Here is a 13,712-nt window from a genome sequence, read left to right as displayed (position 1 = left end):
ATATTTCAGGGCAAGAAATATTCAGGTCCTCGACCGCGTTGGCACCACCGCAGGCGCGGAGGGACCGCGCGGAAGCAGAAGGAGTGCGGCGCCGTGCGCGTGGAGATCTGGAGCGACATCAACTGTCCGTGGTGCTACATCGGCAAGGCCCGGTTCGAGCGGGCCCTGGCGGCGTTCCCGCACCGCGACGAGGTGGAGGTCGTCCACCGCTCGTTCGAGCTGGACCCGCACGCGCCGGACGCGGCCCGGCCGGTGATCCCGCTGCTCGCCACCAAGTACGGGATGAGCCTGGAGCAGGCCGAGGCCGCGGAGGCCCGGATCGCCGAGAACGCGCGCGGCGAGGGACTGCCGTACCTGGACGAGGGCCGGGACGCCGCGAACTCCTTCGACATGCACCGGCTGCTGCACTTCGCCGCCGAGCACGGCCGGCAGGCCGAGCTGCTGGACGCGCTGTACCGGGCGAACTTCGCCGAGGAGCGCTCCGCCTTCGACCCCGGGCGGCTGGTCGAGCTGGCCGTCGAGGCCGGACTGGACGGCGGGGCGGCGGCCGCCGTGCTGGCCGACCCGGAGGCGTACGCCGAGGCGGTGCGCGAGGACGAGGCGACGGCGAGCGCCATGGGGGCGACGGGCGTTCCCTTCTTCGTCCTCGACCGGCGGCTCGGGGTGTCCGGCGCCCAGCCCGCCGAGACCTTCACCATGGCGCTGGAGCAGGCCTGGGCGAGCCGGGTGCCGGCCCCGCTGGTCCAGGTCGGCACGCCCGGCGAGGCCGAGGCCTGCGGGCCGGACGGCTGCGAGCTGCCGCAGCGCTGACCGCCGTCCACTGACCGCCGAGGGCCGAGGGCAGACCGTCAGCCGGTCTTGCCGATGGTCTGGGTCAGCCAGGTGAACACCGACGGCACCAGCGGCTGCCAGGTGGAGGTCAGGTGCGGGCCGTTGACCTCCACCGGGGTGACCACCGTCGGCGCCTTGGCGTTCTTCTGGAGCGCCAGGGCGTCCTCGAGGCCGTCGCCCTTCTTGCCCGTCGCGTACAGGGCGACGTTGGGCGGCGTCTGCGCGTGCTGGAGCAGGTAGACCGGGTTGGAGACCTCGCGCAGGTGCGCGTCCTTGGCGGTCAGCGAGTCGGACTCGCCCATCGGGTCGTTGTAGCCGGACAGGCTGACGCCCGCGTGGAACCGGTTCGGGTGCCCCAGCGCGAGCCGGACGGCGCAGTGCGCGCCCGCCGAGTAGCCGGCCACCCCCCAGTGCTCCGGGCCCGGCTCGGCGCGGAAGTTGTCCAGCACCATCTGCGGCACGTCGCGCGCCAGCCAGGTCTCGGCGTTGACCTTGCCCGGCACGTCCGCGCAGCCGGTGTCGACGTGGCTGCCCAGCAGCACCACCCGCGGCGAGACCAGGATGAACGGCGCGACCTGCCCCGACTTCATCAACGGCCCCAGCTGCTTGGAGACGTTCATGCTGCCGAACCAGGCGCTGGACGAACCGGGGAAGCCCGCGAGCAGTTCGACCACCGGGAACTTCTTGTCCTTGTAGGCCGGGTCGTCGTACTGCGGCGGCGTCCAGACCAGCACCTCGCCGTCCACCCCGGACACCCGGCCCTTGAGCTGGGTCGTCCGCACGTCCTTCGGCACGGCGTTGTCGTCCACCGGCCCGAACTGCTGCACCACCTTGGGCTGGTCGGGCGCGTTCGCCGCCGCCGTGGCGTCCGCCGGGGGCGGGACGGGCACGGCGCGCACGTGGTTGCCGGTGCCGAGCAGGTCGTCCCAGCTGCCGTACAGCTGGTTGTCGTTGTTCACCAGCACGAACACCAGCGTCACCGCCGTGACCTGGGCGAAGGCCACCATCAGCAGCCGCGCCCCGAACCGCAGGGCCTGTGGGCCGCGCACCCGGTTCCACAGGTACATCAGCAGGCCCACGGAGAGCGGGACGAGGAGCAGCGCGAGGACGAGGAACGGCGTGCCGGTGAGCTTCACACCTGCTGAAACGGAGGGCGACGGGTGTTCGGTTGCACCTGGACGGTACGGAATCACTCAGCAGGGCTCGCCGGTCCGTCCGTTCCTCGTCGACCGGACCGGCTTCCAGTTGCTGTCGCCGGCCGCACGGCCCTTGACCTCGCCCGGGAACGGCCGGCCGCCGGGCCGACGGGGGCGTTCATCGGTTGTCTACCGCCCTGCGCCATGATCGTTCCATGAGGCGCCCCGGGGGATCACGGGCGCGAGGTACGAGAAGAGGCACACGGGGACATGAAGACGAAGAAGACCGTGCGGCACATGGCCATGGCCGCGGCGGCCGGTGCGCTGGCGCTGGCCGGGACGATGGTGTCGGCGGGGACCGCGCAGGCGGACGACAGTGTGGGGATGGACGAGCCCGGGGTCCTCTACCAGGGGGACCGCCTCACCGCCGGTGACACCAGCCTGATCATGCAGGGCGACGGCAACCTCGTCCTCTACCGGGGCGTCCCGAGCGCCCCCACCCCCGTCTGGGTCGCCCCGAAGACCCTCGGCTGCGGTTTCAAGGCGATCATGCAGGGCGACGGCAACTTCGTCGTCTACAACGCCTACAACCAGCCCTGCTGGGCCAGCAACACCTTCAAGTCGAACCCCGCCGGCAAGGCCACGCTGGTGGTCGCCAACAAGGGCGGGCTCGCGATCGCCCTCACCAACCCGCCCTCCCACGGCGTCGAGTGGGCGAGCCTGCGCAGCTCCGACCTGTACTGACGCCGGGCCCCGCCGCTCACCCCCACCGCTCACCCCCCCGCCCGCCGGCCCAGCGCGCGGGCGAGGCGCGGCGCGCGGGTGAGGCGCGGCGCGCGGGCGTTCAGCACGGATGGACCACGGGCACCGAAGACACCGAAGGAAGACACGGGACATGAGGACGAAGAAGACCCTCCGCCACGCGGCGCTGGCCGCCGCGACCGCCGCGCTCGCCCTGGCCGGGACGGTGGCCACCACCGGCACCGCCCAGGCGGCGCTCGAACAGGGCAACGGCTACAAGGCGATCTACGACGACGAGCCGCTCTACCCGGGCTGGCACCTCGACTCCCTGACCACGCGCGTCATCATGCAGCCCGACGGCAACTTCGTCGTCTACCAGAACGACGGCAGCGGGCAGTTCACCAAGGTCACCTATGCCAGCAACACCGTCGGCTGCGGCTACAAGGCCGTCATGCAGTCCGACGGCAACCTCGTGGTCTACTCCGCCAACGGCGGCGTCTGCTGGTCCCTCGGCACGGCCGGCCACCCGCACGCCAAGCTGATGGTCTTCGACGCCGGCCGCTCCGGCGTCCACTGGAACGGCGGCATCATCCCCCGCAGCAGCACCGGCGGCGACTCCAACACCGTTCCCCTCTCCTCCGACCTGTACTGAGGCCGCTGAGGCGGGCTCACCCCCGCCCCGCGAACCACCGCACCAGGTCGGCCACCGACCACTGCGGGCGGGCCGCCAGCCGGGTCGCCGCCGTCCGCAGCAGGACGGGCAGGTACCCGCAGAGCGCGGCCAGCCCCGCCACCGCGTCCGGCTCGCGGCGGATCCGCTCCGCGCCCACGATCCGGGCCAGCAACTCATAGGCGTCGTGCGGCTCCAGCGGTCCCACCGCGAGCCGCACGGCGCAGCCGGGCAGCGCCCCGGGCTCGGCCCCCGCCACCACCACGGCGCAGCCCGGCACCTCCGGGAGCAGCAGCCCCGGGTCGGCCACCCCGTCCAGCACCACCAGCACCCGCCGCCCGGCGAGCAGTTCGCGGTAGCGCGCGCTGAGTTCGCCGACCCCCGCGCCGTCGCCGGGCCGCTCCCCCAGGGCGCGCAGGAAGCCCGCCAGCACCGCGCCGGCCTCCCCGCCGGCCGCGTACAACTGCCCGTCCGGGAAGGCGTCCTGCACCGTGTGCGCGACGTGCACGGCCAGCGCCGAGGCCCCGCTGCCGGACGGCCCCGACAACCCCACCACCGGCGAGCCGCCCGCCCGCAGCGCCCGCTCCGCCTCCCCCAGCAGCCCCGCCCGACCGACCAGGTCGGGAATGTCCGGCGGCAGCTGGCACGGCCGGGGCAGCGCCCGGGCCGCCGCCGGCGGCTCCCCGCCCCGGACCCGTTCGGCCAGCTCCGCCACCGCGGCCCCCGGTTCGAGGCCCAGCTCCCGGTCCAGCCGCTCCCGCAGCTCCTCGTACGCCGCCAGCGCCTGCTCGGAACGGCCGCAGCGGTGCAGCGCCAGCAGGTGCAGCCGGTGCGCCTCCTCGTCCAGCGGGTACGCCCGCGCCAGTTCGCCCAGCGGCTCCAGCGCCTGCTCGTGGCCGCCGAGCGCGAGGTCCAGGTCGTACCGCACCTTGAGCGCCGCCAGCCGCCCGGCCGCGAGCCGCTCCCGGGCCCGCTCGGCGAGCGGACCGGGTACGCCGTCCAGCGCCCGCGGCCCCTCCCAGGCGTCGAGCGCCCCGACCAGCAACTCCCGCGCTCGCAGCGGATCCCGGTGACGCAGCGCGACGGCCTCGGCCACCGCGGCCTCGTACCGGAACAGGTCCACCGCGTCCCGCGGCACCGACAACCGGTACCCGCCGGCCGCCGCGACCAGCAGCCCGGGCGCGTCCAGGGCCCGCCGCAACCGGTGTGCGTGGGTGCCGATCTGGCCCACCGGATCCTTCGGCCAGTGCGCGTCGTCCTCGCCCCACACGCCCTCGACCAGCCGATCCGTCGACACCAGCTCCCCGGGGGCGAGCAGCAGCGCCGCCAGCACCGCACGCTGCTGCGGTCTGCCGAGGTCGGCCTCACGGCCCTCGCACCGGGCGCGCAACGGCCCCAGCACGCGGAAATCGAGCTCCACTCCCCACCCTCTCGGAATTCCGGCGTCCGGGGCACAATCTGTGAACAGAGCATAGAAGCCGGGACTTGGGGGCGCCGCCGTCCGGACGGAAGTGGCGAGAATCCGGCACGGGACGAATCAGGAAACGGGACGACATGGTGGACATCGGGGGGACCGGACTGCGCTTCGCGCTGCTCGGCCCGCTACGGGCCTGGTACGGGACGGAAGAGGTGGAGCTCGGCCGCCCGCAGCAGCGCGCGCTGCTCGCCGTGCTGATCGGCGCCGCCGGGCGGACGGTCGCGACCTCGGTGCTGGTCGAGGGGGTGTGGGGCGGCACCCCGCCGTCCGACCCGCGCAAGGCCGTCCAGCTGGCCGTCTCCCGGCTGCGCGCCGCGTTCAGGCCGCACATCGCGGGCGACCCGGACCAACTGCCGCTGCACCGCGTCGGCGACGGCTACGCCCTGCGCGCCGCCCCCACCGACGCCCAGCAGTGGCAGGCCCTGCTCGCCGAGGCCGAGCACCTGCGCCGGGCGGACGCGCCCGGGCAGGAGGTCCGGGAGGTGCTGCGCCGCGCCCAGCGGCTGTGGGCCGGCGAAGCCCTGGCCGGGCTCCCCGGACCGCACGCCGAAGCGCTCCGGGCCCGCCTCGCCGAACAGCGCATCTCGGCCAAGGAGACCCAGCTCGAACTGGACGCCGACCTCGGCGACCGCACCGACCTCACCGCCGAGGCCACCGCGCTCGCCCTCGAACACCCCGGCCGGCCCCGGCTCACCGCCGTGCTGATGCGCGCCCTCTACCAGGCCGGACGCAAGGCCGAGGCACTCGCCGTCTACGAGGACGCCCGCCCCGCCCTGCCCCCGCACGACCGGGCCGCCGCCGAACTCCAGCTGCGCATCCTGCGCGAGGACACCACCCTGCTGCCCGCCCGGGCCGCCGGCGCCGACCCCGAACCCGCCGCCGAGCCCTGGCAGGCGCCCGACCAACTGCCCTCCGGACTGCCCGACTTCACCGGCCGCACCGAGGAACTGGACGCCCTCACCGACCGGCTGGCCGGGGCCGGCGGGCGCGCCGTGGTGGTCTCCGCCCTGGACGGCATGGGCGGCGTCGGCAAGACCGCCCTCGCCGTGCACACCGCCCGGCAGGTCCGCGCCCGCTTCCCCGACGGCCAGCTCTTCGCCGACCTGCGCGGCGCCGACCGCACCCCGCCCGACCCGGGCACCGTCCTGGCCGGCTTCCTGCGCGCCCTCGGCGTCGCCCCCGGCGAGATCCCCAACGACACCGGCGAACGCAGCGCCCTCTACCGCTCGGCCCTCGCCGGGCGGCGCGTCCTCGTCGTCCTCGACAACGCCGCCACCCTCGACCACGTCGAACCGCTGCTGCCCGGCGCGGCCGGCTGCGCCGTCCTGATCACCAGCCGACAGCGGCTCACCGGCCTCTCCGGCGCCCACCACCTGCGCCTGGACACCCTGCCGCCCGCCGAGGCGCTGGAACTGCTCACCCGGATCGTCGGCGCCGAGCGCGTCGCCGCCGAACCGGCCGCCGCCGAGGACGTCGTACGGGCCTGCGGGCTGCTGCCGCTCGCCGTCCGGATCGCGGCCTCCCGGCTCGCCACCGACCCCGGGCTCACCCTCGCCGCCCTCGCCGAAGGGCTGCGCCGCGAACACCGGCTGGCCGAACTCAGCGACGGCGAGCGGACCGTGGAGGCCACCTTCGCCCTCTCCTACCACCGCCTCGACCCGGAACTCGCCCGCGCCTTCCGCCTGCTCTCCCTGCCCGACGCCCCCGACCTCCCGCTGCCCTGCGCCGCCGCGCTGCTCGGCCGCACCGAGGACGAGGCCGACCAGCTGCTGGAGAGCCTCGTCGACCTCAACCTGCTGCACTCCCCGCGCTTCGGCCGCTACGGCTTCCACGACCTCGTCCGCGACTACGCCCGCGGCCGGCTCGCCGCCGAGGAACCACCGGCCGAACACACCGCCGCCGCCGACCGGCTCACCGACTTCTGCCTCGCCGCCGCCCGCAGCGCCGACCGGGCCGCCCGCAAGGCCGAGGACGCCGAACTCAGCCTGCTCCGCGCCCCCGTGACCTCCCCCGGCGTGCCCATCGCCGACGGCCAGGAGGCCGTGCGCTGGATGCGCGAGCAGGCCGAGGTGCACGCCGCCGCCATCGCGCTCAGCTGCGCCGACCCCGCCCTGCCGCTGGACCGCGCCGCCGAACTCGCCGACCGGATGGGCGCCGTGCTCGCCGAACGCACCCAGACCGGCGTCATCGTCGACCTCGCCGGACGCCTCGCCGACGAGGCCGAGGCCCGCGGCGAACACGGCCCGCTCGCCCTCGCCCGCTACCTGCGCGGCGCCATGCTCTGGCACGTCAACCACTACGCCGAGTCGGAGGCGGAGCTGCGCCGCGCCGTCGACCTCTGCACCACGCCCGACACCGAACGGATCCTCGCCAAGGCCCTGGTCAACCTCGGCGGCAACGCCCGCGTCCACGGCCGCCACGCCGAGGCCGCCGAACACACCGGCCGGGCCGCCGAACTCTTCCGCCGCCTCGGCGCCGAACGCGCCGAAGGCAGCGCCCTCGGCGAGTTCGCGTTCAACGCCGCCCAGACCGGACGCCTCGCCGAGGCCCGGGAGGCCGCCGAGCGCGGCGCCCGGCTGATGACCGCCGCCGGACCGGTCTCCGCCGCCACCGGCCGCTACTACCTGGCCCGGGTGCTGCGGCTGTGCGGGGACGGCCAGGCCGCCCTCACCCACGCGCTCGGCGCCCGGGACGAGTTCGCCGCCCTCCAGGTCACCGTGTTCGAGGCCGCCGCCGGGGAGCTCGCCGCCCGGATCCACGGCGAGGCCCGGCGCTGGCTGCTCGCCGCCGACGTCGCCGAGGCCGCCCTGCCGCAGGCCCGCCGCACCAGCCCCGCCCTGGAGGCCGGGCTGCTGCGCACCCTCGGCACCGCCCTCACCGGCCTCGGCCGCCCGCGCCAGGCCCGGGCCTGCCTCACCGACGCCCTGGACGGCTACCGGCGGCTCGGCCTCGACGAGGACGCGGCCCAGGTCAGCGCCGTACTGGCCGAGTTGGGGTGACCGGCCCCGGGTGATCGCCCGCTACGCGCGTTGACCGCCTGTCTACCGCGGTCCGGGACCGTACTCCTCATCCGGCCCCGGACCGCGGCACCCGCCGCCCCGGGGCGACACCCCGAGGAGAGGCGCGAACCATGACCACGCTCGTGCACGGCGGCCGGGTCCTGACCCCCGCGGCAGCCGACCTGACCGGACCCGGCGTCGACTTCCGCACCGAACTGCTGACCTCCGTCAACTTCCGGCGGGTCCACTCCGGCGCCCGGCTGCTCGCCCCGGACGGGCGGCTGGACGCCGCCGCCCAGCGCCACGCGGCCGATCTCGCCGCGCACGACCTCCTCCAGCAGGACGGCACCGACGGCAGCACGCCCTGGCGCCGGGTCCGGGCGGCCGGCTTCGCGTTCCGCTTCGCCGCCGAGCTCATCGCCCCGGCCGACAGCGTGCCCCAGGCCGTACAGCTGTGGATGAACAGCCCCCGGCACCGTGACGCCGTGCTCGACCCGCGCTTCAACCACCTCGGCACCGGCTTCGCCCCCGGCCGCTCCGGCGCCCCGGGCCGCTACGTGCTGACCCTCGGCCAGGTCTGACGGCCAGGGTCCGACGCCCACCGCACCCCACCCGAAGGAGAACCCCGATGACCACTCCCACCCGCCGCCTGCTCGCCGGCCTCGGCGCCGCCGCGGCCCTGGCCACCACCGTCCTGGTCGCCGCCCCCGCCGCCCAGGCCGCCACGCCCGGGCCCTGCGACCTCGGGCCGTCGGTCGGCGCCACCGTCAACGTCTTCAACGGCTCCGCCGGCGCCCTCGACCTGCCGTCCAACGACGAGACCAACGGCAAGCGGGTCGGCACCTACACCGCCAACCAGTCCCCCGCCCAGACCTGGACGTTCTGGGACTACTGCGACGGCACCACCGCCATCTCGCACGGCGGCAACGGCAAGGTGCTCGACCTCGACTCGCACGGCACCGGAGCCGTCCAGCTCTGGGACACCCCCGGCGGCTGGGACGGCCTCAACCAGCAGAACGGCGCCTGGATGGGCGCCAACCAGAAGTGGCGGCTGACCGACGAGGACCGCGGCTGGTACCTGATCCGCAACGTCGCCACCGGGCAGTGCCTCAAGGGCAACGGCATCGCCCAGTACACCTCGGTGACCTCCTGCAACGGCAGCGACCCGGCCCAGCGCTGGCACAAGTAGCCGCCCCACGGGGCCCGTTCCACGGGGCCCGTTCCGCCGGCCCGGGGCGGCCGGCGGTTCGGGCACCACTGATCACGACTCGGCATCCCTTGTCACGAACCCGCGTGGGACTCGTCACGGCGCAGTCAAGACGGCACCAAAGGAATGGCGCCCGGCTTTCCCCCTGCGCTATGAACATCCCTCAGGAGAACCGCCGCCACGGCGGTCCGCATGCACGGGGGACGTCACATGAAGACCATCCGCAACAGTCGCACCATGGCCCTGGCCGGCCTGGCCGTGGTCGGCGCGCTCACCATGACCGCCTGCAACGACGACGCCGCGTCGTCCGACAGCGCCACCACCCCGCCGGCCACCCAGGCCCCGGCCGCGCCGTCCGCCGCGCCGACCACCCCGGCCGCCTCCGCCTCGGCGGCCGCGCCGACCGGCGCTGCCACCGGCGGGACCACCGGCGGGACCACCGGCGGCGCCCCGGCCCAGGCCGGTCCGACGGCGGCGCCCGGCACCACGGTGAAGATCGGCGACGCGGCGACCATCCCGTTCAGCTCGGGCAGCACCAAGGGCACCGTCTCGCTCGCGGTCACCTCGATCGACAAGGGCGACCCGGCCGACCTCACCCCGCTCAAGCTCGGCGACAAGGCCGCGGGCATGGTGCCGTACTACATCCGCTTCAAGGTCACCAACACCGGCAGCACCGACCTGTCCTTCTCCAGCCTGACCCAGGTGAAGGGCACCCTGCCGGACGGCTCGGAGGCCGCCGAGGTGATGCTGATCGGCAGCTTCGACAAGTGCCCGCACCCCTCCTTCCCGAAGGGCTTCACCAACGGGCAGTCGATCACCTCCTGCGTGCTGGCGCTGGCCCCGACGGCCACCAAGGTGTCGGGCGCCGAGTACTGGGGCGAGCCGTACACCCTGGGCAAGGGCGTCAACTGGAAGTGACCCGTCGAACGGTGACCGGCGACGGTGACCGTCAGTGATCGGCGATGACCCGGTGGGCGGGGCGGCTCCTGGCCGCCCGCCCACCGGCACACCCACCGGCACACCCACCGGCACACCCACCGGCACACCGTCAGTCGTGGCCGGCCCGCGCTCAGCCCGCGGCCGGCCCGCCGTGGATCCGCAGGAAGGCGTCCACGCCGGAGCCGGCCAGCCGCCGGACCTCCTCCTCGGCCACCGGCAGGGCGCCCCAGAAGGAGCGCTCGGCCACGCCGTGGAAGGTCAGCAGGGTGAACCGCTCGGCCGCGAGCCCCGGGTCCGGGACGGTCAGCAGCCCGCGCCCGCCGAGCTCCGCCAGGCACTGCGCGAGGGCGCGCTGGGCGGCCGCCGGGCCGGTCTCCAGCCAGGCCTCCAGGACGTCCGCCGGGATGTTGGCCACCTCGGCCCGGATCGCCCGGCCGAGCGCCCCCAGCTCGCCCGCGGCCGGCGCCGCGTTCGCCCGCTCCACCGCGAAGGCGGTGAGGGCGCTGCGCACGTCCACCGCCCCCGCCAGGTGCTCCGCCAGCAACCCCCGCATCCGCTCGGCCAGTTCCGCCGAGTTCTGCAGCGCCACCGACAGGAAGAGGGTCTCCTTGTCGGCGAAGTGGTTGTAGACCGTGCGCTTGGACACCCCGGCCTCGGCCGCGATCGCGTCCATGCTGGCGCGGACGTACCCCTCCCGTCCGAACACCGTGGTCGCGGCCGCGGTGATCGCCCTGCGCTTCTCCGGCCGTCCCGCTGCGCCCGTGGTCGCCACGACCCTCCTCCTTCTCCGTCGGCGCCCCGCCGACCGGCTCAGAAACTGCCCGGTGTAGTGTCTGCTGGCCCGTTCACGAGCGGACTTGCCACCGAACAGGCGTGCTCTATGCTGCGTACGATCTCTACACCTCTGTAGAGCAAATCCGAAAACGTGCCTGCCCCCGAGCAGCAGCGGGAAACCGCGAACGGGAACCGGCCGGCCGAACACCAGCGTCCCGTACTGGCAGCGCCGCAACCGCTCTCCCACGGCAGACCCGGCGCAGCGCCGACGTGGCGCGCGAAGCACGGGAACACCGGGGGTGAGTGAGTGGCGGGGCAGCGAGGACGGTCGTCCGACCAGGGTTCACGGCGGCGGACGGCGAGCCGGCCCGCGGGCCCCACCCGTCCCTTCTCCGGCGGGCCCGCACTGCCCGCGGTGGCGGCCCTCGGGCTGCCGCTGGTCGGCGCGGTGGTCGACGAGCTCTCCGGGCCGGGCATGGGCCTGGCCTTCGCGGTGTGCGCGGTGCTCGGCACCGGCCTGGCGGCCGGGCTCAGCACCCGCCGCGGCTGGTGGTGGGTGGTCGCCGCCTCCCCGCTGGTGGTGCTCGGCGTGACGGCCGCGGCCGAGCTGGCCGCGAACGGCGACACCTACCGGGGCAAGGCCCTGGCCACCGGCTCCGCGAAGTGGGTGGTGCACGGTTTCCCGGTGATGGCGCAGGCCGCCGTGGCGGCCCTGCTGGTGATCGTGGCCCGGGTGGCCCTGGACCGGAGGAAGCGGCATGGCTGACGGGCGCGAGCGGGAACAGGAACGGGAACGGGAACGGGAACGACCGGAAGGCGGCCGGACCGCCGACCGCAGGGCCGCGGGAGCCCCGGCGGGCCGCCGCAGCTCCCCGCTGCTGATCGCCGGCCGGGTGGTCGCCACCACGGTGGGCTTCGCGGTGTTCGCGGCCAGCGGGGTGGTCTGGTACGAGTACACCTCGCTGACCGACGGGATGACCACGTCCAACGCGATCTCGGAGACCAAGAAGGACGCCCCGAAGCACCTGGACAACTCGGTCAACCTGCTGCTGATCGGCCTGGACAGCCGCAAGGCGATGGACGGCTCCGACCTGCCCCCGGAGTTCGTCCAGGACGAACTGCACGCCGGCCACAGCTCGGACATCGGCGGCTACAACACCAACTCCCTGATCCTGCTGCACATACCGGCGGGCGGCGGCAAGGTGCAGGCGGTCTCCATCCCGCGCGACGACTACGTCATGACCTACAACGGGGACGGCTCCCAGCAGGGCATGCACAAGATCAAGGAGGCGTACGGCAACGCCAAGGACGCCTTCGACCGGAGCGCGAAGGCCAAGGGCCTCAAGGGCGCCGACCTGGAGAAGGCCGGCCGCGACGCCGGCCGCGCGGCCACCATCCGTACCGTCCAGACCTTCGTGAACCAGCCGGTGGACCACATCGCCGAGGTCAACCTGATGGGCTTCTACGACATCGCCAAGGCCGTGGAGCCGATCCAGGTCTGCCTGACCCACGACACCAAGGACCCGGCGATGGAGGGCCAGGGCTCCGGCGCCGACTTCAAGAAGGGCATCAACACCCTCAACGCCTCCCAGGCGCTGGCCTTCGTCCGCCAGCGCCACAACCTGGACGACGGCAAGGGCAACACCGGCGACTTCGCCCGCACCCACCGCCAGCAGGCCTTCATCTCCTCCGTCGTGCACAAGCTCAAGCAGGACGGCATCATCAGCGACCTCGGCAAGCTCAAGGACCTGTTCGGCGTCGTCCAGAAGGACCTGGTGATCGACAACGAGTGGAACGTCCTGGACTTCGCCCAGCAGGCCCCGGCGCTGACCGGCGGCAACGTCGAGTTCAACACCCTGACCTTCGACGGCTTCGGCACCAGGAACGGCCAGGACGTCAACCTGGTCACCCCGTCGAAGATCCAGAAGGTGGTCAAGCAGCTGTTCGGCTACGCCGACGCGGCCGCCCCCGCCGCCCCGGCGGACGGCGCCACCGACGCCCCGACCACCGAGGCCCCCGCCACCCCCTCGCCGAGCGCGACCGCCCCGGCCAAGGCGGCCGCCCCGGCCACCGTCGACGTGTACAACGCCTCCTCCGCCGCCGGGGTCTCCTCCTCCGCCGAGGCCAAGGCCCTGGTCGCGATGGGCTTCAAGGAGGGCACCACCGGCCCGGCCCGCAGCAAGCCGAAGACCACCACGGTGACCTACGGCAAGGGCGCCAAGGACGCCGCCGACCAGATCGCCGCCCGCTACGGCGTCACCGCCACCGAGTCCGCCACCGCCGGCGCCGGCCACGTGGTGGTCACCCTCGGCACCTCCTTCACCGGTGCCGACGACAAGTCCGCCGCCCCCGGCGGCCCCGCCACGGGCAACCCGGCCGCCAACCTGCCGATGCAGGGCCCCGGCGTCGACGCCACCTCGGACGGCGGCATCCCCTGCGTCTTCTGACGCGCACCACCGACGAGAAGGCGCCCCCGTCCGCTCCGGGACGGGGGCGCCGACGCGTCGCGGCAGGGCGAGGCGGGGGTCAGTCCACCGTCCAGGTGTCGCCGCCCGCCAGCAGGGTCGCCAGGTCGCCCGGCCCGCGCTGGGCGACGGCGGTGGCCAGCTGGCTCTCCATCAGGTCGTCGTAGACCGGGCGCCGGACGTCGCGCAGCACACCGATCGGCGTGTGGTGCAGGGTGTCCGCGTCGGCGATCCGGGAGAGCGCGAAGGCACCGGTCGGGCTGGCCGCGTGGGCGTCGTGCACCAGCACCCGCGCCTCGTTGTCCGGCGTCACCGGGGCGGTGAACAGCTCGCCGTCCGTGCCCCGGAAGACGCCGTTGGCCCCGTCCGCGCCGAAGCGGATCGGCTGCCCGTGCTCCAGCCGGATCAGCGCCTCGTCCCGGGTGCCGGGCTCCTTGAGGACCTCGAAGGCGCCGTCGTTGAAGATGTTGCAG

12 protein-coding genes and 1 pseudogene are annotated in these 13,712 nt (G+C 74.6%); 9 read left to right on the top strand and 4 right to left on the bottom strand.

What is annotated here, in order from left to right; translation table 11 throughout:
* The first annotated feature begins 93 nt into the window (after positions 1-93).
* The gene (locus ACZ4W5_RS06925) at positions 94-810 is read left to right on the top strand and encodes a DsbA family oxidoreductase (protein WP_465653418.1); all 717 of its coding nucleotides are present in this window, start codon (positions 94-96) and stop codon (positions 808-810) included.
* Between the two features lie 38 nt (positions 811-848).
* Here the strand turns inward: ACZ4W5_RS06925 and ACZ4W5_RS06920 are convergent, their stop codons facing one another.
* Positions 849-1,967 carry an alpha/beta hydrolase gene (locus ACZ4W5_RS06920; RefSeq protein ID WP_360244902.1) on the bottom strand — a complete coding sequence of 373 codons (1,119 nt, stop codon included), beginning with the start codon at positions 1,965-1,967 and terminating at the stop codon, positions 849-851.
* A gap of 270 nt (positions 1,968-2,237) precedes the next feature.
* On the opposite strand from ACZ4W5_RS06920, the gene ACZ4W5_RS06915 reads away from it, so the two are divergent.
* Together ACZ4W5_RS06915 and ACZ4W5_RS06910 are read left to right on the top strand one after the other, a co-directional pair.
* Entirely contained in the window at positions 2,238-2,711 is a 474-nt protein-coding gene (locus tag ACZ4W5_RS06915; protein ID WP_360244899.1) for a hypothetical protein, read from the top strand.
* A 151-nt stretch (positions 2,712-2,862) separates the two neighbouring features.
* Positions 2,863-3,360, top strand: a complete 498-nt coding sequence (locus ACZ4W5_RS06910) for a hypothetical protein (RefSeq protein ID WP_465653415.1) — start codon at positions 2,863-2,865, stop codon at positions 3,358-3,360.
* 16 nt (positions 3,361-3,376) lie between these two features.
* Here ACZ4W5_RS06910 and ACZ4W5_RS06905 read toward each other — a convergent pair whose 3' ends face one another.
* A complete protein-coding gene (locus ACZ4W5_RS06905) occupies positions 3,377-4,798 on the bottom strand; it encodes an AfsR/SARP family transcriptional regulator (protein WP_465653413.1) in 1,422 nt (473 codons plus the stop codon).
* Between the two features lie 134 nt (positions 4,799-4,932).
* On the opposite strand from ACZ4W5_RS06905, the gene ACZ4W5_RS06900 reads away from it, so the two are divergent.
* From ACZ4W5_RS06900 to ACZ4W5_RS06885, 4 genes are all read left to right on the top strand, one after another.
* Entirely contained in the window at positions 4,933-7,854 is a 2,922-nt protein-coding gene (locus tag ACZ4W5_RS06900) for an AfsR/SARP family transcriptional regulator (protein ID WP_465653411.1), read from the top strand.
* Positions 7,855-7,985: 131 nt separating this feature from the next.
* Positions 7,986-8,435, top strand: a complete 450-nt coding sequence (locus ACZ4W5_RS06895; protein ID WP_360244886.1) for a CAP domain-containing protein — start codon at positions 7,986-7,988, stop codon at positions 8,433-8,435.
* A gap of 47 nt (positions 8,436-8,482) precedes the next feature.
* Positions 8,483-9,043: an RICIN domain-containing protein gene (locus tag ACZ4W5_RS06890; RefSeq protein WP_402486806.1), complete on the top strand. Its 561-nt coding sequence runs from the start codon at positions 8,483-8,485 to the stop codon at positions 9,041-9,043.
* 228 nt (positions 9,044-9,271) lie between these two features.
* On the top strand, positions 9,272-9,979 hold the full coding sequence (locus ACZ4W5_RS06885; RefSeq protein ID WP_465653408.1) for a hypothetical protein: 708 nt from the start codon (positions 9,272-9,274) through the stop codon (positions 9,977-9,979).
* Positions 9,980-10,130: 151 nt separating this feature from the next.
* On the opposite strand, the gene ACZ4W5_RS06880 is transcribed toward ACZ4W5_RS06885, so the two are convergent.
* On the bottom strand, positions 10,131-10,772 hold the full coding sequence (locus tag ACZ4W5_RS06880; RefSeq protein ID WP_465653406.1) for a TetR/AcrR family transcriptional regulator: 642 nt from the start codon (positions 10,770-10,772) through the stop codon (positions 10,131-10,133).
* 417 nt (positions 10,773-11,189) lie between these two features.
* Between ACZ4W5_RS06880 and ACZ4W5_RS06875 the strand changes: the two genes are divergently transcribed.
* Both ACZ4W5_RS06875 and ACZ4W5_RS06870 read left to right on the top strand, forming a co-directional pair.
* Positions 11,190-11,540, top strand: coding sequence for a DUF6542 domain-containing protein (locus ACZ4W5_RS06875; RefSeq protein WP_465653404.1), 351 nt, complete (start codon positions 11,190-11,192; stop codon positions 11,538-11,540).
* Positions 11,533-13,221, top strand: coding sequence for an LCP family protein (locus ACZ4W5_RS06870; protein ID WP_465653402.1), 1,689 nt, complete (start codon positions 11,533-11,535; stop codon positions 13,219-13,221). The genes ACZ4W5_RS06875 and ACZ4W5_RS06870 overlap by 8 nt, the downstream gene beginning before the upstream one ends.
* A 79-nt stretch (positions 13,222-13,300) precedes the next feature.
* Here the strand turns inward: ACZ4W5_RS06870 and ACZ4W5_RS06865 are convergent.
* Positions 13,301-13,712, bottom strand: a pseudogene (locus ACZ4W5_RS06865) (2-oxoacid:ferredoxin oxidoreductase subunit beta); the annotation flags it as partial.

Source organism: Kitasatospora sp. NPDC029367, assembly GCF_055569135.1.
This window is presented reverse-complemented; position numbering and strand designations above follow the sequence as displayed.